This window comes from Agrobacterium tumefaciens, from assembly GCF_013337285.1.
GTDB lineage: Bacteria > Pseudomonadota > Alphaproteobacteria > Rhizobiales > Rhizobiaceae > Agrobacterium > Agrobacterium burrii.
The window spans coordinates 126,469-150,953 of the sequence record NZ_SUPW01000007.1 but is presented as its reverse complement, the minus strand read 5'-3'; the positions used below and the strand labels follow the sequence as shown (position 1 = coordinate 150,953).

22 protein-coding genes are annotated in these 24,485 nt (G+C 59.0%); 8 read left to right on the top strand and 14 right to left on the bottom strand.

Annotation, left to right across the window (positions count from 1 at the left end):
* Window positions 1-12: 12 nt before the first annotated feature.
* From FCH38_RS18470 to FCH38_RS18455, 4 genes are all read right to left on the bottom strand, one after another.
* A complete protein-coding gene (locus tag FCH38_RS18470; RefSeq protein WP_174374675.1) occupies window positions 13-1,194 on the bottom strand; it encodes a glycosyl transferase family 1 in 1,182 nt (393 codons plus the stop codon).
* 25 nt (window positions 1,195-1,219) lie between these two features.
* A complete protein-coding gene (locus FCH38_RS18465; protein WP_174374674.1) occupies window positions 1,220-2,011 on the bottom strand; it encodes a family 16 glycosylhydrolase in 792 nt (263 codons plus the stop codon).
* Between the two features lie 4 nt (window positions 2,012-2,015).
* Window positions 2,016-3,164, bottom strand: a complete 1,149-nt coding sequence (locus FCH38_RS18460; RefSeq protein ID WP_336510809.1) for an acyltransferase — start codon at window positions 3,162-3,164, stop codon at window positions 2,016-2,018.
* A 371-nt stretch (window positions 3,165-3,535) separates the two neighbouring features.
* Window positions 3,536-5,014 carry a lipopolysaccharide biosynthesis protein gene (locus FCH38_RS18455; RefSeq protein ID WP_174374673.1) on the bottom strand — a complete coding sequence of 493 codons (1,479 nt, stop codon included), beginning with the start codon at window positions 5,012-5,014 and terminating at the stop codon, window positions 3,536-3,538.
* 117 nt (window positions 5,015-5,131) lie between these two features.
* On the opposite strand from FCH38_RS18455, the gene FCH38_RS18450 reads away from it, so the two are divergent.
* Both FCH38_RS18450 and FCH38_RS18445 read left to right on the top strand, forming a co-directional pair.
* Window positions 5,132-6,097, top strand: coding sequence for a glycosyltransferase family A protein (locus FCH38_RS18450; RefSeq protein ID WP_174374672.1), 966 nt, complete (start codon window positions 5,132-5,134; stop codon window positions 6,095-6,097).
* Window positions 6,098-6,148: 51 nt separating this feature from the next.
* The gene (locus tag FCH38_RS18445) at window positions 6,149-7,117 is read left to right on the top strand and encodes a polysaccharide pyruvyl transferase family protein (protein ID WP_174374671.1); all 969 of its coding nucleotides are present in this window, start codon (window positions 6,149-6,151) and stop codon (window positions 7,115-7,117) included.
* Between the two features lie 173 nt (window positions 7,118-7,290).
* Here FCH38_RS18445 and FCH38_RS18440 read toward each other — a convergent pair whose 3' ends face one another.
* Together FCH38_RS18440 and FCH38_RS18435 are read right to left on the bottom strand one after the other, a co-directional pair.
* Window positions 7,291-8,283, bottom strand: coding sequence for a glycosyltransferase family 2 protein (locus FCH38_RS18440; RefSeq protein WP_174374670.1), 993 nt, complete (start codon window positions 8,281-8,283; stop codon window positions 7,291-7,293).
* Between the two features lie 109 nt (window positions 8,284-8,392).
* Entirely contained in the window at window positions 8,393-8,671 is a 279-nt protein-coding gene (locus tag FCH38_RS18435; protein ID WP_149901318.1) for an exopolysaccharide production repressor protein, read from the bottom strand.
* Between the two features lie 339 nt (window positions 8,672-9,010).
* On the opposite strand from FCH38_RS18435, the gene FCH38_RS18430 reads away from it, so the two are divergent.
* Window positions 9,011-9,277, top strand: coding sequence for a DUF6074 family protein (locus FCH38_RS18430; protein WP_174374669.1), 267 nt, complete (start codon window positions 9,011-9,013; stop codon window positions 9,275-9,277).
* 71 nt (window positions 9,278-9,348) lie between these two features.
* Here FCH38_RS18430 and FCH38_RS18425 read toward each other — a convergent pair whose 3' ends face one another.
* Both FCH38_RS18425 and rpsU read right to left on the bottom strand, forming a co-directional pair.
* Window positions 9,349-10,245: a tetratricopeptide repeat protein gene (locus FCH38_RS18425; protein WP_149901228.1), complete on the bottom strand. Its 897-nt coding sequence runs from the start codon at window positions 10,243-10,245 to the stop codon at window positions 9,349-9,351.
* Between the two features lie 135 nt (window positions 10,246-10,380).
* The gene (gene rpsU / locus FCH38_RS18420; RefSeq protein WP_006313768.1) at window positions 10,381-10,608 is read right to left on the bottom strand and encodes a 30S ribosomal protein S21; all 228 of its coding nucleotides are present in this window, start codon (window positions 10,606-10,608) and stop codon (window positions 10,381-10,383) included.
* A 317-nt stretch (window positions 10,609-10,925) separates the two neighbouring features.
* On the opposite strand from rpsU, the gene FCH38_RS18415 reads away from it, so the two are divergent.
* From FCH38_RS18415 to FCH38_RS18395, 5 genes are read left to right on the top strand one after another with little or no spacing between them, the layout of a single operon-like run.
* Window positions 10,926-12,179: a sarcosine oxidase subunit beta family protein gene (locus FCH38_RS18415; RefSeq protein WP_149901227.1), complete on the top strand. Its 1,254-nt coding sequence runs from the start codon at window positions 10,926-10,928 to the stop codon at window positions 12,177-12,179.
* The gene (locus FCH38_RS18410) at window positions 12,179-12,589 is read left to right on the top strand and encodes a hypothetical protein (protein WP_174374668.1); all 411 of its coding nucleotides are present in this window, start codon (window positions 12,179-12,181) and stop codon (window positions 12,587-12,589) included. Before FCH38_RS18415 ends, FCH38_RS18410 begins: the two co-directional genes overlap by 1 nt.
* An 11-nt stretch (window positions 12,590-12,600) precedes the next feature.
* On the top strand, window positions 12,601-12,915 hold the full coding sequence (locus FCH38_RS18405; protein WP_149901226.1) for a sarcosine oxidase subunit delta: 315 nt from the start codon (window positions 12,601-12,603) through the stop codon (window positions 12,913-12,915).
* Window positions 12,912-15,872 carry a sarcosine oxidase subunit alpha gene (locus tag FCH38_RS18400; protein ID WP_174374667.1) on the top strand — a complete coding sequence of 987 codons (2,961 nt, stop codon included), beginning with the start codon at window positions 12,912-12,914 and terminating at the stop codon, window positions 15,870-15,872. Before FCH38_RS18405 ends, FCH38_RS18400 begins: the two co-directional genes overlap by 4 nt.
* On the top strand, window positions 15,865-16,419 hold the full coding sequence (locus FCH38_RS18395; RefSeq protein WP_174374666.1) for a sarcosine oxidase subunit gamma: 555 nt from the start codon (window positions 15,865-15,867) through the stop codon (window positions 16,417-16,419). The genes FCH38_RS18400 and FCH38_RS18395 overlap by 8 nt, the downstream gene beginning before the upstream one ends.
* Here FCH38_RS18395 and FCH38_RS18390 read toward each other — a convergent pair.
* The 6 genes from FCH38_RS18390 to glgC form a co-directional block, all read right to left on the bottom strand.
* Complete coding sequence (locus FCH38_RS18390; protein ID WP_174374665.1) at window positions 16,416-17,468, bottom strand: DUF2332 domain-containing protein; 1,053 nt, start codon at window positions 17,466-17,468, stop codon at window positions 16,416-16,418. The genes FCH38_RS18395 and FCH38_RS18390 overlap by 4 nt on opposite strands.
* Before the next feature lie 24 nt (window positions 17,469-17,492).
* Entirely contained in the window at window positions 17,493-17,981 is a 489-nt protein-coding gene (locus FCH38_RS18385; protein ID WP_174374664.1) for a MaoC family dehydratase, read from the bottom strand.
* A gap of 54 nt (window positions 17,982-18,035) precedes the next feature.
* Entirely contained in the window at window positions 18,036-19,991 is a 1,956-nt protein-coding gene (gene glgX, locus FCH38_RS18380) for a glycogen debranching protein GlgX (protein WP_174374663.1), read from the bottom strand.
* Window positions 19,992-20,127: 136 nt separating this feature from the next.
* Complete coding sequence (locus FCH38_RS18375; protein WP_174374662.1) at window positions 20,128-21,756, bottom strand: alpha-D-glucose phosphate-specific phosphoglucomutase; 1,629 nt, start codon at window positions 21,754-21,756, stop codon at window positions 20,128-20,130.
* Window positions 21,757-21,760: 4 nt separating this feature from the next.
* Window positions 21,761-23,203, bottom strand: coding sequence for a glycogen synthase GlgA (gene glgA, locus FCH38_RS18370; protein WP_174374661.1), 1,443 nt, complete (start codon window positions 23,201-23,203; stop codon window positions 21,761-21,763).
* Window positions 23,204-23,208: 5 nt separating this feature from the next.
* The gene (gene glgC, locus FCH38_RS18365) at window positions 23,209-24,471 is read right to left on the bottom strand and encodes a glucose-1-phosphate adenylyltransferase (protein ID WP_006313778.1); all 1,263 of its coding nucleotides are present in this window, start codon (window positions 24,469-24,471) and stop codon (window positions 23,209-23,211) included.
* Window positions 24,472-24,485 lie beyond the last annotated feature (14 nt).

Here is a 24,485-nt window from a genome sequence, read left to right as displayed (position 1 = left end):
GCCCCCTACGCACTACACGGGTGAAAACTGCGCTTGCCGGGCATGGCCGGAAGCGGATGTGGTAAGCGAGGACAAGTGCTGGACCAGTTGACGGCAATCATCGCGGTCGGTCAGCCATTGTTTTTGATCCAGTACCGAAAGGACGCTGAAGGCGTTCCCATAGGTTTGCGGGTTCATTCGGTCGAACAGGGCGGCCAGATCGTCCGGCCGCGCGTTTTGCAGGACAAAGCCGATATTGCGCTTTTCGATGAAACGGGCGGTTTCCGTGCCGGCAAGCGCGATCGGCAGGATGCCATAAAGGCAGCCTTCATAGAGCCGGTTTGGCAGCAGCCAGCTTGAATTCTGACCTTCCTCGAAAAAGTCGATCGCCCAGGTGAATTGCACCTCGTTATAGATTTCGGCCAGATCCTCTGGGTTTTTATAAGGCCCATGGAAGTGCACATACGGCGCGGCGGCCACAAAACCATCGAAATCCGCAAATTCCGAATGGGCCGGCCGGCCGCGCAGGATGATTTCTACCTTGCCATCCATGCGCCTTGCGAAGTCGGCAAGGATTTCAAGCGACTTGCGGCAGCGAAGCGCACCGAACCAGCCTATTTTCCACGGTTCGCCGGAGGCAGGCGCACGCGGTTGCGGCGTAGCTGCGATGGAGGTATCGAGCGCCAAGACCTTGTTTTCCTGTAGCAGCACGGGAAGGTTAAGGCCGGAGACCGGCTTGAAATAATGCTCCACGAAAGCCGGAGAACTCGTCACCAGCAGCTTGGCGTCGCGGGCGAAATAACGCTGCGCGGCATTCAGCAATTGCCCCGGCTTGCCCTTGTTGAGAAGCAGGCGGTGAATGTCGAGACATTCGTAAACCAGCGCCGGCTGCCGGGCATAGATCGACATGGCGCGCTTTGCCAGCGCCAGCATTTCCAGGTTTCTGGCTAGAATGACGTCGGGGGTGAGGATGCCGCTCAATGTCTTGCCGAGCGAGAGGCTGGCTTTCACCACCGCCACCATACGCTGCAGAAACTGACCGTCGGCGGTTTCCCCAAGCACGACGGGTACGACGCCTTCAATCTCCGCAAGCTGGTTCTGTCCGCGCTGGAAGCCAGCCAGCGTGACCTGCGCCCCACCTGCAAGCAAGGTCAGCACCCGCCGCCGAATGGCGGGGTCCGACAGATCATGCGCGAGATAAAGAACATGGGTCATGCGGGGTTCCGGTGCAAAAGACGGATCAGTTGAGGGCACAGGCGATGGATTCCGAGAACTGGCATTTGTCGCCGAGCGCCGTGAAGGCGAAACGGTCGACGGTCATCTGGGTCGCGCCCGCATAAGAAAACCTGCCCATCCAGTCCTTCAGCGTGTCGGTTCCCCACAGGCTGAAGAAAATCTTCTGGGCGTTCTGCGGGATTTTCGTCTCGTCCGTCACTTCGTGGACGAGCTTGCCATTGACGTAGTAACGCAGGCGCTGCGGTTCCCACACGAAGGCGTAGTCGTTGAAGCCGGCATCGGCGCCGCCTTCTACCGGCACCAGTTTTTCATTGCCGCCCTTGGCGGAAATATACTGGTTCAACTGGACCTGACCCGTGTTCCGGCCCAGAACCTCGAAGTCGATCTCATCATGCGGCTTTTTGTCGGTCGGGCCGATATAGGTGAAGAAGGCGGAGTTTAGCCCAGAGCCGGTGGCGGCTTTCATCCGTGCTTCATAGGTGCCGTAGCGATAACGCCCCTTGGTCTGGATTTCACCGCAGGCGAAATTGCGCTCGCCGGCCTTGGCTTCTTCGAAACCAAGCGTCAGCTGGCCATTTTCCACCGTCGCCAGCTTCTTCGACCAGGTGCAGTTCTGATGCGCCCCGTTGTTCCAGCCGTCGGAGACATACCAGAAGGATCTGTCCATCTGGTCGAAGTTCTCGATGAAGGATGCGCCGTTGCCTTCCTGCGCGTGAAGCGGTGCCGCAAAAGCTGTGGCGGAGAGGGCGGCGGCAAGAAGAATGCGTGTCTGAACGCGGGTGACAAATGTTGTCATTGGTTCACCTCTGTCGTTGCGAATAAAGCGTTTCGGATGTGGGCGGGCCGATCATGGCGCTGCGTTTGGCCGCGAAATCGGCATTCGTCCTGCGTTTGCCGTTTCGGCTTCCGGTGAGCACGCCATAAAGGGACGGCAGATATTTGCGGGTCTGGGCGTTGCTGATTATTAGAATGACGAAGGCGGATAGCGTCGCGCTGATGTAGAAGGCAGGGTAGAAGTCCGGCCCGCCCTTGTTCCACACCATCCACATGATGACGAGCAACGGGTAATGGGCGCAGAATATCCAGAAGCTCAGGCTTCCGGTTTCGGCAAGGCGCTGGCCAAGCCGGCTGCGGATCAAAAGCGAGGAAGATACCCAGAAACCGAGCGCTCCGAAGACAGCGAGCAGATTGCGCGACATGTTCAGCCAGAAGGTGAATTCCGGGCCGGTGAAATAGAGGCCCGTCGCCAGCGTCACTGTCGCTGCAAAGGTCAGCGCCATGATCGGCAAGGCGTAAGGATCGAGCGCCTTGACATCGACGCGGTGCAGGGCAAGCGCGATGCCGAGCGAAAAGCTGAAAAGGATGGATTTTTTCTGGACGATGAAGATCGTCAGATCCGGCATGGCGGTGATGAAGAGCAGGATGGCGAGCGTCGGCAGCGCGAAGCGGCGCATCAGAAAGGCGAGCACCGGCGACAGGAGGATGCAGACGAACAGGTCGCGCAGGAAATAAAGCGGCACATTGACCGGCAATTCCTCAAGCGCGGTGCCATGGCTGATGATTTCACGCGGGCTGGCGTTCCACAGGTCGGGGAAATAACCCACACCGACGTCGAACAGCTGGAACAGCAACACGGCGGCAAACAGCGCACCGTTCCACAGAAGGAAGGGCAGCAGCACGGTTTTGGACTTGGAGCGTATTGTAGCCGGGTAATCGAAGCCGCTCATGCCGCGACGAAACAGCAGGTAACCGGATATCGCGCTGAGACAGGGCACGCCGATGCGGAACAGGGCATCGCCCAAAAAAACGCGCAGCCAGTCGAAGAAGCCGTAAAGGCCAAGAAACGGGCTGGTCTCGGCATCGTGCGGCACATGGACGAACACGATTCCGGAGATCAGCAATATGCGCATCAAATTGATACGGGAGGATAGGTTCTGATCGACAGTCACATCAGTCACCCCTATTTGGCAGCGTCCACCCACGCCGCGTTACAACCAGAGCGAACGTAAGTCCGCTTTGGAAAGTCTGGTTTCGACATTGGGATAAAATGTGGCGACGCGGGAAAAACACAAGCTTAGATTTTGCGGGTGATTGTCTGGCGTTTCGGTCATTCTTTCTGTCATAAAAATTTAAGTAGCTGAAACTAATTGAATTTATTAGATTTCAAACGCCGTTAAAAATCGCTGAAGCGTGTGAATTTGTCATTTGTCGTGATGTTGCAGCGCAAAATAATGGTTTTCCTCTCCCGTTGCGACAGGCGAATCCGCTGCGGGAAGGCGTGGTTCACGGCGGAAATGAGGCGCATTTTCGGGTGAGTTGACTAACTTTGGGTTGCAGCCTCCCGCGTCCGCCGCGATTTTACCATTCCAAGGATTTTTCCGAGCAGTGCGCGTTCGGTCAGCAGGATCAGCACTGCATAGATGACGCCGCCGACGGCGGCACCCACAAGAACCTGAAGGGTGGCGCTGGGGATACGGTCTGCAAGGATATGAAGCAGATAACGCACAGAAACCGCCATGATCAACGCCGCGATCATCGGCCGGCTGCTGACATAGAGACCGCGAAAAAACGGTGTATCGCTCGCCTTGAATACGGCCCAGGAATAGGCGACCAGCGTCACTGCATTGACGATGCAGAGCCATACCATGGCATCGACCAGCGTGCCGTAAAGTGCTGCGAGCCAGACCGCAAGTGTGGTGACGATGGCGCGGATCGTCGCTGACCAGAACAGCACGCGGCCATAACCCGCACCCTTCAAATAGGGGATAAAGGTGCTGCATGGCGTCAGAATGGCCTTCGATAGAGCCAGAAGACCGAGAACAGGCCAGGCATAAGCCCAGTTTTGCCCGAAGATGACCAGCATGGCCGGTTGGGCGACGGCCCAGAGGCCGAACATCATCGGCGCAAGCAGCACGGTCAACACCTGCGTGCTGAACATCAGGGCATCGCGGCGGCGCTGCGGATCGTCCATCATGCGGCTGAAGGCAGGAAACAGAACACCCATGACGGCGGACAGAACCACTTGGTTGGGAATGCTGGCAAAGCGGTTGGAGGCGGAATAAGCGCCGGCATCAGCAAGGCCGAGATGCCGGGCAATCACCACCATCGGCGACTGGAAAGTGACGAAATTGGCGATTTCCGACCCCATGAGCCCGGAGCTGAAGCCGAGAAGCGGCACCAGACGGCGCGGTTTCATGACGAAACGCGGGCAATAACGGGAAACGGCGTAGAGCCCGACAAGCCGGATGAGGGCAGCCGCAAAAAGCTGGATGATGAGCGCCCAGACGCCGAAGCCGAGAAGCGCCATCGCCACAGCGACCACCGCCGCGATGCTTTCCGACGCCATGCTCCACAGTGCGTCCTTGCTGAAATTCATGCGCCGGGCAAGCAGCGAATAGGCGACATCGCCGGCGAGCTGCAACGGAATGAGGAAGGCCATGATGCGCAGCAGATAGGCGCTTTCCACAGCCCCCAGAAGCCCGCCGAAAAATTCCGCGAAGATGTAAAGGACAGCGGCCATGGTGCAGGAAATCGCCAGATTGGCCCAGAAGACGGTATGGATCGTATCCATATCCTCTTCCTTTTCGACGATCAGCGCCGAGGTCAGCCCGGCGCCGGCGATCATGGTCAGAAACTGTACAACCGTAAGTCCTACCGCCACCACGCCGAATTCTTCCGGCGAAAGCAGTCTTGCGAGAATGGGGACCGTGACAAACTTAAGCCCGAATGTCCCTGTTTTTGACAGAACGCTCCACCCCACATTGGTGGTGATGGTCTTTACATTTGGAGCTGGGGGCATACAAGCATCCTGTTTCTGGAGGCCGGCGGGGAGGATCGCCGGTTGGGAGTTGCCGATACCATCGGGCCGTTTTCAGGATCGGCCCGACACTTCTTGATCAACGCAAGGGGCGAAACAATGGCAAGATTTACTGTCGTCATTCCCTACTACCAAAAGCAGCACGGTATCTTGGGACGTGCACTCGCATCGGTTTTTGCGCAGACTTACCAGGATTTCGATCTTGTCATCGTCGATGACGAATCGCCATATCCGATCGAAAACGAACTTGCGGAACTTTCGCAGGGTGAGAAAGACCGGATTCTTGTCATTAAGCAGGCCAATGGCGGGCCGGGCGGTGCGCGCAATACCGGTCTCGACAACGTGCCTGACGGCACCGATTACGTCGCCTTTCTCGATTCTGATGATATCTGGACGCCTGATCATCTGCAAAACGCGGCCTCTTCGCTCAAGGCGTTCGGCGGTGAATGCTACTGGGCATCTATGCAGGCAAGTGACGAATTTTATTACCATTTCGCCATTTCCGAACTGGAAAAAAATGAGGGTGCCGCAAGGCTTTCCGAGCGGCCGCTGGTGATCGAACTGCCGGATCTGGCAAGCGTCATGCTGCGCAACTGGAGCTTCCTGCATCTCTCCTGCATGGTCATCGGCCGTCCGCTGTTTGAAAAGATCCGCTTCGATCCGGCGCTCCGGTTAGCTGCGGAAGACGTGCTGTTTTTCTGCGATTGCATCCTTGCATCGAAACGGACGCTGCTGTGTGACGATGCCGGCGCAATGCGCGGCATGGGCGTCAATATCTTCCACAGCATCGACAATTCCTCGCCGGAATTCCTGCGCCAGCAGTTCAATACATGGGTGGCGCTTGACACTCTGGAGGAACGTTTTGCGCGCCGGCCGGCCGATGTGGCGTCGATTGCTTCCTATAAAAACACGGCTCGCAAACAGGCGCTGTGGAGCCAGGCGGGTAATCTGAAACGCCGCAGGGTGCCCGAATTCGGGCTGCTCTTGAAGTGGGCAATGCGTGATCCCGCACTTCTTCGCGCCGCTTTTGAGCTCGGCGCGGGCAAAATCGTCCGGACAAGATGAGCGAATTCTCGCCTGCAAGAATTTATATGTTTTTCACCCAGGAGTGACCTCATGAAACCTTACCACTGGGAATCGCATCACGGCAATTTCGGCGATGATCTCAATCTATGGCTGTGGGACTTTCTGCTCCCCGGCCTGCGCGACGTGCATGACGATGTGATGCTTGTCGGCGTCGGCACCGTTCTCAACGACACCCTGCTGCCGGCGAAACAGCGCAAGCTGGTCATCGGCAGCGGTTATGGTTATGGCGCGGTGCCGGATACCAGCACCGGGTTCTGGGATATTCGCTGCGTGCGCGGCGAAAAAACCGCCGCCAAGCTCGGGCTGGCACCGGAAATGGGCATCGTTGATCCCGCCGTCATGGTCACCGAGATGCCGGACTTCAAAGGCCTGCCGAAACTCCACAAGAAGACCTTCGTTCCCCATTGGGAATCGGCGGAGTTTGGCATGTGGGAAACGGTGTGTGAACCGGCCGGGCTGACCTATCTCGACCCGCGCGGCGAGGCAAAAGCGGTCATCCGCGCCATCGCCCAGTCGGAATTCATCGTTGCCGAATCCATGCATGGCGCCATCCTTGCCGATGCGTTCCGCGTGCCATGGGTTGCTGTCAGCACATCGCCGTCGATCAACAGCTTCAAATGGAGCGATTGGGCAGGCACGGTCGGCGTGGAATATCAGCCGCGTTACGTGCCTGTTTCCACCCGTGCCGAGGCGGCAAAAAAGGGCTCGCGCTTCTGGGGCATGAATTTCCCGCCGCCACCAGCCCCCGCCATTGCCGAGACCGGCTCAGTCCCGGCGCATGAAGGCCCGGCGCATGAGGGGGATGTGCTGGTGCGGCCGCAGGAAACGCAATCGCGGTCACTACGCAAACTGGCGAAGCAGGTGCTGGCAGCCCCTTCCACGTTGGCGCTCTGGCAGGCAAGCCGGGCGGAACCGCGTCTCAGCCCGGAGGGCAGGCTGGAGGAGCGCAAGGAGCGTTTTTCCGCCGTGCTGGAAACGATCAAGCGGGATTATCTCTAAAGGCGGATTGCCTGGTCACGCCGCATTAGATCCGGGGTCCAGCGCGATCAAGTCCTTGATCGCAAAAGGCTCTTTCCACGGCGTGGACGCGCCGTGGCTGATGTCGGTATCCGGGTCCGGCATCACGGATGAGAGGATATCTTGCCATCATTCTCGCGGCAGGACGTTTTCCCTCACGAGACCGGCGTGCCATCCAGAAGATACCGGACATCCCGTATCGGCTGCGACGGTTTGCGGAAACGGGCGGTCTTGTCGGTCAAGATACCGCGCGTTATGGCGGGCAGGGCCGGCAGACGCGCAAGAGCGTGGGTCAGCGCGCCGCCCATGCCTTTCTGCTTTTTCGCATCGAGAAAATGGCGAAGTTCGAATTTGGCGCGGATATGTTTTTCATGTTCTCGAAGGATCGCCGCCTCGTCGGCGGACAGCCTGCAGCCGGCGAGGATGGCCCTGTCCGCTTCGTATAAGCGGCGAAGGTCGTCGGTACTGTGGCGACCGCTCAGCGAATTGCCGCGCACGATCGCGCCGTAACCGCAGTGGCGGATGACCTTGTAACGCGCACCGGCGGCAAGAGCGCGGGTGTACAGTTCATAATCTTCGCCAAGCCGCAGGGCCTCGTCATAACGCAACGCATGTTTGTCCAGAAAATCGCGGCGTATCACCGGTTTAAGGAAACCGGTTTCCCCACGCTCCACGCCGGGCCGGGAAATATTGCCTTCCACGAATTCTGTAAGTGACAGAAACCGGGCCTCAGGTTCGAAGCGGGCCGGTTGCATGGACGATGCGCCCGGAACCGATTGCTGGATGAAGGCAATATTGTCGGCGACAAGGTCCCAGTCGTCATCGGCGAGCATGGCGGTGAAGCGGCCGCTGAAAAAGAAGTCGTCCGCATCGAGAATGCTGATAAGCGGCGCAGATGAAATCGAGATAGCATGGTTGCGGGCAGCGGAAGGTCCGCGATTGACCTCGAATCGCACCACCCGCAAGCGACCTGTACCGTCATCCGCCGCATACGCCACATCGCTCGTCGTGTCGGTGGAACCATCGTCGATTACGACGACTTCACCGACCTCCGGTTCCACAAGGGCGGAACGGATGGCGATATCGATCGTTTCGGAGGCATTTTTTGCAGCGATGATAACGCAAATGGGCTGTGAACCACTCACCATGGGATGTCCTTCTGCTTTGACGACCGTCAGGATTTGGCCAGCAGAAAGTGTCAGGGGTGTGGATGCAAGCGATTTTTTTGCGACGCAATAAAAGCCGATGCTTGAAAGCTCACATATCGGTCAGTTTCGCGCCATGCGGCGGGGCGCTTTTTGCCGTCTCCGGCGTCATGGTTTCAGCGCTGCGCTCATGCGCGAATGTCTCGCGCAACCGGCGTTTTTCGCGGGCGACCAGAACCAATATCGCAATAAAATAACCGACTTGCAGAAGGACGGCGCAGATGAGGGTCTGGATGAACGCCGTATAGAACGACCCGTGAATGAAATATGTAGCAACCGCAAAGGTAAGCAATGCACCGATCATGCTGAAAAAAACACGAGGTGCATACATGGTGCTCTCCTCCCGAGAACGATTTCTCCGTTTTTGGCTGCGCTGCGGCATTTTTTTTCTTTGCAAGAAATATACGATGAGACCGGTGTTGTTTCAACACACATATACTTCTTCTATCTGGCGCAGCATGAAATTTCGGTAATCTTGATTGGTAAATTCCTTGGTAATCGATGATTTCCCTCCGTCGGGTCTGTTTTGAAACCCGGTTTCCGGCTTCGGGCAGGCATAGAATCGCTCTTTGATCGGCTATTGTGGGCTGTCTCCGCCACCCTGCAGACTTCGTTAACCATCTCGCCTTTAAAAAGTCGGTATTGATTCCTCGAAGAGCAGGGTGCCCGCGTGACGACGAGTTCAGAAGTAATCGCCTTTCCGGCAAAGAACCGCATTGCCGACGTAAAACGGTGTGCAACCATGCTTGACCGTCTGCATGGTGTGGAGGCGAATGATTTCTGGCGCAGGGAGTGCCGTGAACTGGCCGCCTATCTGACAGGATTAGGCTATGAGGACGCCGCCATGCGGCGCGAGGTCATGGAATTTCAAAACGCGGTACAGGCGGAATTGTGGGCGGGCGATGCTGCCCCTGAGGCACGTCGCGACAGCCATTAAGGCCTTAGCGTTTTTCATAAAAAAGCCGGCAGGTGTCGCACCGCCGGCTTTTTTGTTAGTGCCTGTCGCGATCAGGAGGCGCTGGCGCCGCGTGTGCGGGCAACGCCATCGAGCGCCGGCTTGTATTTCGGATCGAGCCGCGCCGCATGGGAATAGGACTTGGCGGCCTTGGCCATCTCACCGCGCCGCTCATAGACCAGCGCCTGGTTGGCCCAGGATTCTGCGATATTGCCATCAAGCGAAATAGCGTGATTGAAATCCGCGAAGGCGTTTTCGTCGTCATTCAGCGCGACATAGGAAAGGCCACGGCCGTTATAGGGTTCCGGCGAGGTGGAGGACAGGGAAATCGCCTTGGAGAAGTCCTCGATGGCCTGGGCGTGCTGGTTACGCAGCTGGTAGATCAGGCCACGATTGTGCCATGCGCGTCCATCGGTGGTTTCAAGCTGGATGGCGCGGGAGAAATCGTCGAAGGCTTCGTTGACCCGTCCCGACTGCCGGTAAAGATTGCCACGGCCGATCAACGCCACATCGTAGCTCGCATTGATCTGCAGGGCGGCGTTATAATCCTGCAGGGCCTGCTGCTGCTGACCGGAGTTGCGATAGACGAGCGCGCGGTTGGCATAGGCCTGATAGAAGCGCGGGTTCAGCTGCAATGCCTTGTTGAAGTCTTCGATGGCGCGGCGGGAATCGCCGGCGCGGCCGTAAGCCGAGCCACGGACATTGTAGCCTTCCGGATCCTGCGGATTGGCGTTGATGACCGAGGTGAGCGAGGCGATGTTTTCCTGCGAGCCCTGGGCGCGGTCGATCCTGAAGACATCTTCCGTCTGGTTGGATGTCGCGCAACCGGAAAGACCGGCCAGCACGGTGCAGACGACCAGAGAAGCACGAAACCCTCTGTTGTTTTTCAATGGCACCCGGCGCGTGGAGGCATCGGAGTTTTTCACAACACAGGCATCGACAGCGATCATTCGGTGTGGGTTCCCTCGCAGGCCGGTCTCATAATCGTTGTCCCACGATTTGTCTCCGACCACAAACACAAAGAGCGGCGGCGAATTGATCGCCCCCGCCCAACAAGCATTCAAAAACGTCCAAAAGACGGCCTATTAACGGCTCGCGCGCGGGGCCGCGATCAGACCTTCGCGCTGTGCGCGCTTGCGTGCCAGCTTGCGAACGCGGCGAACGGCTTCAGCCTTTTCGCGGGCGCGCTTCTGAGAGGGTTTTTCGTAATAATCGCGCATTTTCATTTCACGGAAAATGCCTTCGCGCTGCATCTTTTTCTTGAGGGCGCGAAGCGCCTGATCAACGTTATTGTCGCGGACTAGTACCTGCACGTTAAACCCGTTCCTTTAGCTTGGTTATCTTGCTGTGCGAATAAAGGCATTCGCAGGCAAACAAAAAATCGTTCGCTTGGCTTTTTAGCCGTGCGATTGGTGTCGTGCATTATCAGATCATTTACGCCAAGTCCAGCCGATAACCCGCAAACAACAGCTAAAATGCGACCCCTCCGCCAATCCCGCGGTCATGTCGAAACAAAACCATTGCGGCGTCGCAAAATGGATATTGCCTCCCATCTCGATTTGCCATGTGTATGATACGGGCCGGAACTATGCTTCCGGTTTCTGGCCGGTTCTTGAGGAGCAGATTGCGAATGCGCAAATATTCCGTTTTTGCCGTGGCGCGCGAGGCGCTCAGGGGTCATAAAGGGTGGGATGCGCAATGGGCATCACCCGAGCCGCGCAAGGATTATGATGTCATCATCATCGGCGGCGGCGGTCACGGTCTTGGTGCGGCCTATTATCTTGCCAAGGAACACGGCATCACCAATATCGCGGTGCTGGAAAAGGGCTGGCTTGGCGGCGGCAATACCGGGCGCAACACCACCATCATCCGCTCCAACTATCTCTATGAAGAGAGCATGGATATTTACGAGCATTCCCTGAAACTGTGGGAAGGCCTGAGCCAGGATCTCAATTACAACGTGATGTATTCGGCGCGCGGCGTGATGATGCTGTCGCACAATATTCACGACCGGCAGTCTTTCAGCCGGCACATCAATGCCAACCGTCTCTATGGCATCGACAATGAATGGCTGACGCCCGAACAGGCCAAAGCCTATTGTCCGCCGCTCGATATTTCCGGCAATGCGCGTTATCCGATCAACGGCGCAGCACTCCAGCGCCGTGGCGGCACGGCGCGTCATGATGCGGTGGCCTGGGGTTATGCCCGCGCCGCCTCTGATCGCGGTGTGCACATCATCCAGAATTGCGAGGTCACGGCCATCAGGCGCGGACCGGACGGGGCAGTGACGGGCGTCGAAACCAATCGCGGTTTCATTGGCGCCAAGAAGATCGGCGTTTCCGCCGCCGGCCACTCCTCGGTTCTCATGAAGATGGCGGATGTGCGGGTGCCCCTGCATTCCAACCCGCTGCAGGCGCTGGTGTCGGAACCGCTAAAGCCGATCTTCCCTTGCGTCGTGATGTCCAACACGGTGCATGCCTATATTTCGCAGTCCGACAAGGGGGAACTGGTTATCGGTGCGGGCACCGACCAGTATAATTCCTATTCCCAGACCGGCGGCCTGCAGATCATCACCCATACGCTTGATGCCATCTGCGAGCTGTTCCCGATCTTCCGTCGCGTCAAGATGATGCGCCAATGGGGCGGCATTACCGACAACACACCGGACCGTTCCGCCATCCAGAGCGTGACGCCGGTACCGAACCTCTTCGTCAATTGCGGCTGGGGCACGGGTGGTTTCAAGGCGACACCGGGTTCCGCCAATCTTTTTGCCCATCTCATCGCCCGCGGCGAACCGCATCGCCTTGCCGCCGGGCTGACACTCGACCGGTTCCGCACCGGCCGGCTCATCGATGAGGCCGCCGCGGCCGCGGTGGCGCATTGATGCTGGCGGCGGCTGTGCTCGCGATCAATATATCCGGCGCGGCCGCGGTCGTGCCCGTCGGCAGCATCATTCCCGAGGCCGAAGATTTTCGCAGTCAGAAAATTGCGAAGATGCAGGGTGAGAAAGACTGGCCTTTCGTGGCGGAAAAAGGCCTGCTGCTGTGTGCTCCAAGTCTCGCGGACAAGATGGTCTATTTCGTCGGCGAGAAGGAGGATGGCGGGCAGGACTATCCCTTCGCGATCGACACCGACATGATGGCGGTAGCCATCGTCAATATGGGCCGGGCCTCGGCGCTACGCCCCTTCGACAATTTCGCGCAGCTTCTGACGCGGCTTTCCCCCTTCGTGGCGATGGGAAAGCGGCTATGTGACCAACCAGCCGGAAGCGTCCTTCCGGAAAATTCTCTGTAGGTGGAACGACGATGCTTCTGATCCATTGCCCCTATTGCGGGGAAGACCGTTCCGAACTGGAATTCCGCTGGGCAGGTGAAGCCCATATCGCCCGGCCGGAAAATATCGCCGATATTTCCGACGAGGCTTTCGCCGAATATTTCTTCATCCGCGACAATGACAAGGGCCTTGTTTTCGAGCGCTGGCGCCATATTCACGGTTGCGGCCGGTTCTTCAACGCCGCACGCCACTCCGTCACCGACAAATTTCTGATGACCTACAAGGCTGGTGAGCCGAAACCGGATGCCGAGACGGTTCTTTCCGCAGAAAAGGGAGCGGCGCGATGAGCGGCGATTATCGTATCAAGGGTGCAGGTCGCCTAACCCCCGCCAGAACCGCGCGCTTCACCTTTGATGGCAAGATTTATTCCGCGCTGGAGGGCGACACGGTTGCCTCCGCGCTTCTGGCAAACGGCGTGCATCTGATCGGCCGTTCGTTCAAATATCACCGGCCGCGCGGTTTTCTGTCTGCCGGACCGGAAGAGCCGAATGCGCTGATCGACGTCTCGCGCGACAGCATGCGCAAACAGCCGAATGTGCGCGCAACGGTGCAGGATGTGTTCGACGGCGCGATCATCGCCTCGCAGAACCGCTTTCCGTCGCTGTCCTTCGATATCAGCGCGATCAACGACTTTCTTTCGCCGATGTTTGCGGCTGGCTTCTACTACAAGACTTTCATGTGGCCGAAGGCTGCGTGGCACAGGATTTATGAACCGATCATCCGCCGTGCTGCCGGTCTTGGCAAAGCGCCGGGCGAACCGGATGCGGATCATTATTCCGGCCGTTATGCCCATTGCGACCTGCTGGTGGCTGGTGGTGGCGTTGCCGGTCTGACGGCTGCGCTGGCTGCGGCGAAAACCGGCGTCAGTGTCATTCTGGTGGATGAGAACGCCGAAATCGGCGGCGCGCTGCGCTTCGACACGGGTGCGGTTATTGATGGTCTGCCCGGCTATGAGTGGGCGCAGAAGGTTCTCGCTGAACTGAAATCCCTGCCTAACGTCCGTGTTCTGACCCGCACGACAGCTTTCGGTTATTACAACCACAATTTTGTGGCGCTGGCCGAACGCGTGACCGATCATCTCGCCACGCCCGCCAGACAGCAGCCGCGCGAGCGGCTGTGGCAGGTGCGTGCCAAAAAGGTCGTTCTGGCGGCGGGTGCGATCGAGCGCCACATGGTCTTCGCCAATAACGACCGTCCCGGCATCATGCTGGCGTCGGCCGCGCGCGCATATCTCAATCACTACGGGGTGGCTGTCGGCCACAATGTCGGTGTCTACACCGCCCATGATTCGGCTTATGAAACGGCCTTCGACCTGAAGAAGGCCGGCGTGAAGATCGCCGCCATCGTCGACTGCCGCGAAAACCCGGATCGGCTGCTGCTGGACGAGGCACGGGCACTCGGCATCGAAGTGCTGGCGGGCCACAGCGTTTATAATACGGCCGGCCGTCTGCGTGTGTCGTCCATGACCGTTGGCCGCAATGGCGGCTCCAACAAACGCAAGATCGCCATTGATGCGCTCGTCGTTTCCGCCGGCTGGACCCCGTCTGTGCATCTCTTCTCGCAATCGCGCGGCAAGCTGAAGTTTGACGCGGCTAACCAGCGCTTCCTGCCTGATATCCATGTGCAGGACTGTGTTTCCGTCGGCGCCTGCAACGGCACGGACGATCTCTCCGCACTGATTGCCGAGGCGGCCGCTGCCAGCGGTTCCGCTGTGGAGTTTTCCGGCGAAAATGCCCGTGGTTGGACCGGCGGCATGATCGGCGCTGCCGAGGGCGCGGGTGAAGGAACCGGGGTCAAGGCCTTCATCGATTTCCAGCATGATGTCTGCGCCAAGGATATCCGCCTTGCAGTGCGCGAGGGCATGCATTCCGTCGAGCACATCAAACGCTTCACCACCAATGGCATGGCGTCGGATCAGGGCAAGATGTCCAATATGCACGGGCTCGCCATCGCATCCGAAGCGCTGGGTCGGGATTTGCCCAAGGTCGGTCTCACCACCTTCCGCCAGCCCTATACACCGGTCACCTTCGGCACGCTCATCAACCATTCGCGCGGCGCGCTGTTTGATCCCACCCGCAAGACGCCAATGCACGAGGAAGAGGCGGCGGCCGGTGCGGTGTTCGAAGATGTCGGCAACTGGAAACGCGCCTGGTTCTTCCCGCGTGCGGGTGAGGACATGCATGAAGCAATCAACCGCGAGTGCAAGACGGTGCGGGAAAGCGTCGGCGTCTTCGATGCTTCCACCCTCGGCAAGATCGAGGTTGTCGGCCCGGATGCGGCGAAGTTCCTCAACCTCATCTACACCAATGCCTGGGATACGCTGAAACCCGGCCGCTGCCGCTACGGCATCATGACCCGCGAAGACGGCTTCGTTTACGACGACGGCGTCGTCGGGCGTCTTGCCGAGGACCGTTTCCATGTGACGACGACGACCGGCGGCGCGCCGCGTGTTCTCCAGCACATGGAGGATTATCTCCAGACCGAGTTCCCCGATCTCAACGTCTGGCTGACATCGGCCACCGAACAATGGGCTGTCATTGCCGTGCAGGGGCCGAAGGCGCGGGAAGTAATCGCTCCCTTTGTCGAGGGTATCAACCTTTCCCCGGAAGCCTTCCCGCATATGGCGGTGGCCGAGGGCAAGTTCGGCGGCGTGCCGACGCGGCTTTTCCGGGTTTCCTTCACCGGCGAGCTTGGTTTCGAAATCAACGTTCCGGCCGATTACGGCGCAGCCGTCTGGTCTGCCATCCGGGAAAGGGCCGAAGCCGTTGGCGGTTGCCTTTATGGCACCGAGACCATGCATATCCTGCGTGCGGAGAAGGGCTATATCATCGTCGGGCAGGATACCGATGGCACGGTGACGCCTGATGATGCCGGGCTAAGCTGGGCGGTTTCGAAAAAGAAGACGGATTTTGTCGGCATTCGCGGTCTTAAACGCTCTGATCTCACGCGCTCCGGCCGCAAACAGCTGGTGGGTCTGAAGACGAAGGACAGGCTGATCGTTCCGGACGAGGGTGGCCAGATCGTTGTTGATCCGAACCAGCCGAAGCCCATGACCATGCTCGGCCATGTTACATCTGCCTATTGGTCAGAAAACCTCGGCCACTCCATCGCTTTTGCGCTGGTAGCGGATGGCAGGGCGCGCATGGGCGAAACGCTCTATATCCCGCTCGCCGATAAAACCATTGCCGTCGAGGTGACCGACATGGTCTTCCTCGACAAGGAAGGAGCCCGTCTCAATGGCTGATATGCTTCACGCAAAACGCAAATCCGTGCTTGAGGATTTCCATGGCGGCTCGCCCTTCGTCTCGCTTAAACCTGCCGCTTCCGCGTCGCGGCTGTCGCTGCGCGCACGGGAAAGCGCCGTGCCGGCCCTTTCGGAAGCGCTTGGTCTTGCCTTGCCCACCAGCCCCAAAAGCGCCGTTACGTCAGGTCTGCGCTCTGCTCTCTGGCTCGGCCCGGATGAATGGCTGGTGATCGATCAGGGTGAGAGCGACCTGATGGCAGTACTGGCCTCCGTCCCCGGCCTGTTTTCGGCAACCGATGTTTCCCACCGCAACACGGCTGTCATCGTCTCCGGCCCCGGCGCGGAAGCGGCGCTGAATGCCGGCTGCCCGCAAGATCTTTCGCCCGCAAAATTCCCGGTCGGGGCCTGCTCACGTACCGTTTTCGGCAAGGCGGAAGTGGTGCTGTTACGCGTCGCGGACGACACGTTCCGGGTGGAATGCTGGCGCTCCTTCGCCGAGTATGTCGGCGGGCTGCTGCAGGAGGCGGCTGAGGACGTGGCGGTTTAAATTCGCTGGTTTTTCCAGCCGCGCCATTCCACCCAACGCCCATGAAAATCGGCGCGGCCGATTTCCTGCTTATCGCCGGTCGGCCAGATTTGCAGGGTAATTGCGGCGCTGCCGGACGTCTGGTCCGCTTCCATCTGCAGGCGGGCAAGCGGAGCCTCCGGTGTAGCGCGGGCGCCTGCCTCGGCAATCAAGGCTTCTCCGGTCTGCTTCAAGGCGTCCGGCAAATATTGCCAGGCGACGGAATGATAGATGACATGGGTGACGCCCGAATGTTGCGTGGCGAGGCGACGTTTCAGCCAGTCGATCGCATCGGCCTTTTCGACGTGCAAGCCGTTCTCCACCGCAATCTGTAGAGCCGCTGCCGTTCGCTCCAGCCTGTCGGTCTGATCGGCCCAGACATAGGACATCAACCGCAGACGATCTTCGGCGGATGACGGATCGAGCGGGTTGAGATCGCAGCCGGCGCGCTCGATGACCTCAATTCGACGATCGGGCGGCGGAGCGTTTCCGCGCCATTCCGGCGAAAGAAAGACATTCGACTTCTCACCCCATGCAAGGTCGCCCAGTCGATACTGGTAACGGTCAAATTGCAGGTTCAGCCCGGCGCTGGCGCCAACTTCCGAAAGCGCCAGCGGCTTGCCGGCGAGCGCCGAAATCGTCAGAAACCCCGGCAACAACGCTGCCGAACGGCGCACTTCATTGGTCTGCGGTGGTGATTTCAACCTCTCGAGGATAAAGGCCGCGTGAAAGCGCATCGCATCCTCGCAGGCTCGCCACAGCGTATTCTCGTTTTCGGGTGCGATATCGACAAGCGGCGCGATCTTGTCCTCAATGGCAAGCGCATGCAGGGCGCCCGCCAGCCGCAGGGGCACGGAATCGCCGGAGGGGCCAACATCACCCGGCCAGGAGAGGATTTTCTGACCCACTTCCGTCTGGCGGTCCAGCCGCGCCGAGACCGCGCGGCAGAGCCGTGCAGTAAAGGGCGAGCCGAGGCTGTCGCAAGCCCTTGCCTGAACGAGAAAAGCATTTCTTACGGCTTCATCATGCATGCGGTCTCTCCCTGGGTCCGTCGGTCAGATATCTTCCGGCCTGTCCTCCGGATTGAACTGGGTGATCGTCGTCCAGCGGGCGGTGAGCGCCGGCTTTCTTTCGTTTTCGATCTCCACCGTCACATCATAGGTCGTCATCAGCATGGCGGCGCCGCGAAAGCGGGCTTCCGCCAGGATGAACCGGCCGCGCACCCGCGCACCAGATTTAACCGGCGCGACGAAACGGACGGCGTCGAAGCCGTAATTGAGGCCCATGATCTGTTCGCGAATAGGGGGCACGGCGTCGTAATAGAGCGCCGAAAGCAGAGATAGCGTCAGGAACCCATGCGCGATGGTGCCACCAAAAGGGCTTTCCGCTTTGGCGCGCTCCGGGTCCGTGTGGATGAACTGCTCGTCCAAAGTTGCCTTTGCAAAAGCGTCGATCATCGTCTGATCGACGACGATCCACTCGGAAACGCCCATTTCCGTGCCGACGAGACTTTTGATCTCTGCCAGCCCTATGTCCTTTGCCATCTTGTCTCTTTCCGGTTGCGTCGCACGCCATATAAGGGTGCGAGGGCCAGGCGATCAACCGCGCAGATAAAACACCACCGAACGGGCAGGCAGGAAAGCGGGATTGCCGAAATCCGTGCCGATAGCTTTCCAGCCATTGCCGGGCAAGGTAAAGGGCACAATCTCCCGGCTGCGGTTGATGAGCACGGCGAGTTCGACCTCGTTTTCACTCTCACGATCGGAGGTGGAAAGCACCATGGCGAAGGCTGTCCCGTCCGGCCTTTCCCAGTCTGAAACCGTCATGGGTTCGCCGCCGGGAGCAAGCCACGCCACATCGTCCTTGCCAGAGAAAAATGCGGTTTGCGAAAAGACGCCGAAGCGTTTGCGCAGTGCGGAAAGAAACGCGGTGTGGTCGATCAGTTCCGGGGAAAGCGATGACCAGTCGACCCAGTTGATCTCATTGTCCTGACAATAGGCATTGTTGTTGCCCTGCTGGCTGCGGCCGCCCTCATCGCCGGCAGTCAGCATCAATGCGCCGCGGCTGACGAAAAGCGTGGAAAGTAGTGCTTTCACATCCGCAAGGCGCGCGGCGACAATGGCGGGATCATCGCTTCGGCCTTCGACGCCGTTGTTCCAGGAATGATTGTCGTTATGGCCGTCGCGATTGTTCTCGCCGTTTTTTTCATTGTGCTTGTGGTTGTGGCTGACGAGATCGAACAGCGTGAAACCATCATGGGCGGCAAGGAAATTGACGCTGCGGCTGTTCGAGCGACCATGGCGGGAAAAGATCGGAGACGACCCCGACAGCGCATTGGCGAGCGCCCCGGTGGTTCCCGCATCCCCGCGCCAGAACCGGCGCATGTCGTCACGGGCGCGGTCGTTCCATTCCAGAAAGCTTTCGGGGAAATTGCCGAGCTGGTAACCGCCGGGGCCGATATCCCAGGGTTCAGCGATCAGCACACGGTCGTGAAGCACTGCGTCCGAATGCATGGCCGCAAGCGTTTCGCTGGCCATATCGAAGCCATTGGCCGTTCGGCCGAGCACGGGTGCGAGATCGAAACGGAAGCCGTCAATACCGGCATTCAGGACGAAATGCCTGAGCGCATCGATGATGAGCTGGCGCACATAGGGGTGGTCGCAGGCGACCGTATTGCCGGTTCCGGTATCATTGACCAGCACACCGGGTTCTCCCGGCGGGTGACGGAAGGCGGTAAGATTGTCGAGACCACGCAACGACAAAATCGACCCTTCAATGTCGCTTTCACCCGTATGGTTGAAAACCAGATCGAGAATGACACCAATGCCTTCCGCGTGCAGCGCGGCCACCGTGTCGCGTAATTCCCGCACACCGCCGGGGCAAAGGCGCGGATCGAGCGCCATGAAGCCGACCGGGTTGTAGCCCCATGCATTGGAAAGGCCAAGCGGCGGCAGGTGGCGCTCGTCGATCCAGGCAGTGATCGGCATCAGCTCCACGGCATCCACGCCGATTTTTTTCAGATGCGCGATGATGGCGGGATGAGCCAGCGCCGCGACGGTGCCCCTGATGTTTTCCGGTACCTCGGGATGCAATTTGCTGAAGGATTTGACCGCGAGTTCGTAAATCAGTCCGCCTTCGGCAAAAAGCGGCGGTTGGCGTTTGAGCGGTTCGTATTGCGAAAGGATCGCCTTGGGCATGATACCGCCCGTTTCTTCGCCAAAAGCGTACAGGGCCGGATCATGCCGGAAGGGGCGGTCGATCTCGGTGGCATAGGGGTCAAGCAGCAGTTTTGATGGGTCGAACCACAGGCCATGTTCCGGGGCGTAAATTCCGTGGGCGCGGTAGCCATATTGCGTGCCGGGACCGGCATCTGCCACCGTCAAACGGTGAATATCATCTTCTCCGCGTTTCATTGGCAGACGGGCAGTCTCTTTTTCACCGGCTGCATCAAAAAGGCAAAGATCAATCTGGGAAGCGTGCCGGGAATAAACAGCGAATTCCGCTCCGTTTTCCGTCTGGGTTGCGCCTTTGGGGAAAACGAGTGGGTTCTGCATGGTCTGTCTCTCCGGAGGGGATGGTGTTTCTCCTCCGGAACGGAGAAGGTAGAGGCAAGGCCGAATGAGGGGCGATTGCAGCGTCCCTCATTCCAGTCGCGTCTCGTGCCCGAGGTGGCGAGCGGGCGGCAAGTCCTCAGGTAATGACGCTCGGTTCGTTGCGGCCGGTATGGGCCTTGATACCGGCGATCGTATCGGCAACGGAAATCAGGTCGGCGAGCGCCTCCTGTGTTTCGATGCCGTGACGGGCCGTATCCGCCTCGTAGCGCTCCACGTAAAGCCTGAGCGTCGCGCCTGCCGTGCCGGTGCCGGAAAGGCGTAGCACGATGCGCGAACCGCCTTCGAACAGGATGCGGATGCCCTGATTTTTGCTGACGGATTGATCGACCGGGTCGAGATAGGCGAAATCATCCGCAGCCGCGACTTTCAGATTGCCGTAGCTGGTGCCGGGAAGTGTGGCGAGTTTTTCGCGCAGGATGGCGACCAGCGTGTTGGCGGCGTCCGAATCCACTTCTTCGTAGTCGTGGCGGGAATAATAGTTGCGGCCATATTCGGCCCAGTGCCTGGTGACGATGTCTTTTACGCTTTCCTTGCGGGCAGCGACGATGTTCAGCCAGAAAAGCACGGCCCAGAGGCCATCCTTTTCACGCACATGGTTGGAGCCGGTGCCAAAACTTTCTTCGCCACAGATCGTGACTTTGCCGGCGTCCATGAGGTTGCCGAAGAATTTCCAGCCGGTCGGCGTCTCATACATGCCAAGCCCGAGCTTTTCGGCGACACGGTCGGCTGCGGCACTTGTCGGCATGGAGCGGGCAATGCCGGAAATGCCGGCGGCATAACCGGGCGCCAGTCTGGCATTGGCGGCGATGATCGCCAGACTGTCGGACGGGGTGACGAACATGCCTTTGCCGACGACCATATTGCGGTCGCCGTCGCCATCGGAGGCCGCGCCGAAATCTGGGCCTTCCGGGCTCATGACATCGTCATAAAGCTCCTTGGCGTGCACGAGGTTGGGGTCGGGATGGTGGCCGCCGAAATCCGGCAGCGGCGTGGCGTTCCTGACCGAGCCTTTCGGTGCGCCCAAGCGCTTTTCGATTATTTCCACGGCATAGGGGCCGGTGACGGCGCTCATGGAATCGACGACGACCTTGAAGCCGCTGGCGATGAGAGTGCGAATGGCCGCGAAATCGAACAGTTCTTCCATCAGTGTGGCGTAGTCAGCAACCGGGTCGATCACATCGACCGTCAGCTCATCCACCTTGAAGCTTCCCACCTTGTCGAGATCGATATCGGCGGCATCGGAAATCTTGTAGCTGTCGATGACCTTGGAGCGGGCATAGATCGCGTCGGTGATCTTTTCAGGGGCGGGACCGCCATTACCGATATTGTATTTGATGCCGAAATCTTCGTTCGGGCCGCCCGGATTGTGGCTGGCGGAGAGCACGATGCCGCCGAAAGCCTTGTATTTGCGGATGATGTTGGAGGCGGCGGGCGTGGAAAGAATGCCGCCCTGACCGACCAGAACCTTGCCGAAACCGGCGGCGGCGGCCATCTTGATAGCTTTCTGGATAACTTCGCGGTTGTAATAACGGCCATCGCCGCCGATCACCAGCGTCTGGCCCTGAAAACCTTCAAGCGCGTCGAAGATCGACTGGATGAAGTTCTCGGCGTAATTTTCCTGGGCGAAGACTGGCACCTTCTTGCGCAGGCCTGAAGTGCCCGGCTTCTGGTCCTGATAGGGCGTCGTCTTGATGGTCTTGATCATTGTTTCAATGGCCTCTCGAAATAAGCTGGCTATAAAGCGCGGCGTAAAGACCGGCGCTTTTTTCCCAGGAAACATCGGATTTCATGCCGAGTTTCTGCATTTGTGTCCACAGTTTGGGGTCGTGGTAATAACGGACGGTCCGGCGGATCGCCTGTTTCAGACCATCAAGTGTGACGGGTGAAAATTGCACGCCGGTCGCCGCCTTGCTGGCAAGCGCGGCGTGATTGGCGTCGATTACGGTGTCGGCAAGGCCGCCGGTGCGGGCGACAACCGGAATGCAGCCATAACGCAGCGCGTAAAGCTGTGTCAGCCCGCAGGGCTCGAAGCGTGAGGGAATGATGATTGCATCGCAGCCCGCCTGCATGAGATGCGATAGCGGCTCGTTGTAACCGATGGCAACACCGACGCGGCCATGGTGACGGGATGCCGCCGCAAGAAGCGCGCCTTCCAGTGCCACTTCGCCCGCCCCCAGCACCACAAGCCTGCCGCCGAGGGAAACGATTTCGTCCACGGCTTCCGCCATGAGATCGATGCCCTTCTGCCAGGTGAGGCGGGAGATGATGCAGAAAAGCGGGCTGTCATCTTCATCGATACGGAAATGTTCGGCGACCGTCTTCTTGTTCAGGGCGCGGTTCTTCAGATTGGCGGCGGAATAATTGTCGTGGATCAAATGGTCGGTGGCCGGGTTCCAGACATCGGCGTCGATGCCATTGACGATGCCGTGCAGCACATGGGCGCGGCTGCCGATCACCCCTTCCAGTCCCATACCGAATTGCGGGGTGAGGATTTCTTCCGCATAGGAGGGGCTGACGGTGCTGAGTGCCGTCGCCGTCTGCAAACCGCCCTTGAGGAAGCTCACATCGTTATAATATTCGATGCCTTCCATGCCGAAAGCATGCGCGGGCAATTCAAGTTTGCTGAAGATATTGGCGCCGAACTGACCCTGGAAGGCAATGTTATGGACGGTGAGGAGACTCGGAATTTCCGGCGTTTCGGCATAACGCATATAGACCGGGGTCATGGCGGCCTGCCAGTCATGGGCATGCACCATATCCGGCCGCCAGCCGGGAAGTGCGCCGGCGGCAATCCGGGCGGCCGCCAGCGACAATGCCGCAAAACGTTTCCAATTATCAGGATAATCCTTGCCGGTCTGGTTCAGATAAGGTCCGCCGGACCGCTCGTAATAAGCGGGTGCATCGAGAATGAGGAGATCCAACCCCTCATGCCGCACCTCGAGCACGTCGGCTTTTTCACCGAGCAAATCGGAAAATTCGAAACATTTGACAGGGTCCGTCACGGCGGCTTTCACCGCCGGATATCCGGGTATCAATGTGCGCGTTCTGACGCCATGGGCTTCGAGCGCGATGGGGAGCGCGCCGGCAACGTCGGCGAGCCCTCCGGTCTTGATCAGGGGATAGATTTCGGATGAAACCGAAAGGACATTCATGGGCTCTACAGGTCCAGCTTGTCGATCATCGATTGGGTGATAAGGCAGATGCCGCTTTCCGTGCGGCGGAAACGTTTGGCATCCAGTTCTGGGTCTTCTCCTACAATCAGCCCTTCGGGAATGACCACGCCGTGGTCGATGACGACGTTGCTGAGCTGGGCATGACGCCCGATCTTCACACTCGGCAGTACTACGGCATTCTCAAGGCGGGAGTATGAATTGGCCCGCACGCCGGTGAACAGCAGGCTGCGGTTGAGGGCGGCGCCGGAAATGATGCAGTCACCGGAAACTACCGACGACACGGCCGAACCACGGCGATCCTCATCGTCATGCACGAATTTCGCCGGCGGGGTGATTTCGGCATAGGTCCAGATCGGCCAGGATTTGTCGTAGATGTCGAGGTCAGGCACCACATCCGTGAGGTCGATATTGGCCTGCCAGTAGGCATCGATCGTGCCGACATCGCGCCAGTAGGGCTCGTGCTCGAAATCGGAGCGAACGCAGGAATCGGCAAAGCGGTGAGCGACGGCTTTGCCGTGTTCGACGATATAGGGAATGATGTCCTTGCCGAAGTCGCGGCTAGAGGTCGGGTCGGCGGCGTCGCGACGCAGCGCTTCCATCAGGAATTTCGTGTGGAAGACGTAGATGCCCATCGAAGCGAGCGCGAAACCCTCATTTCCGGGAATACCGGGCGGATCGGCCGGCTTTTCGATGAAGTCGATGATCTCGTCTTTTTCGTTCACATGCATCACGCCGAAACCGGTTGCTTCCATGCGCGGCACTTCCAGGCATCCGATCGTTACGTCGGCACCGGAATCCACATGCTGTTGCAGCATGTATTCGTAATCCATCTTGTAGATGTGATCGCCGGCCAGAATGACCATATATTCCGGGGCATAGGGTTCGATGATGTCGATGTTCTGGTAAACGGCGTCGGCGGTGCCTTCATACCACTGCGTTTCGGAGACGCGCTGCGAGGCCGGCAGAATGTCGAAGCTCTCGTTACGTTCGGGGCGGAAGAAGTCCCAGCCGCGCTGCAGGTGGCGGATAAGCGAGTGCGCCTTGTATTGCGTGGCGACGCCGATGCGGCGAATGCCGGAATTGAGCGCGTTGGAGAGCGCAAAATCGATGATGCGCGCCTTGCCGCCGAAATAAACGGCGGGTTTTGCGCGGCGGTCCGTCAGTTCCTTCAGGCGACTTCCTCTTCCGCCTGCGAGGACATAGGCCATTGCATCACGCGCCAGTGGCTGAACTCTTTTTTCCGACATGGTGTCCTCCCTCT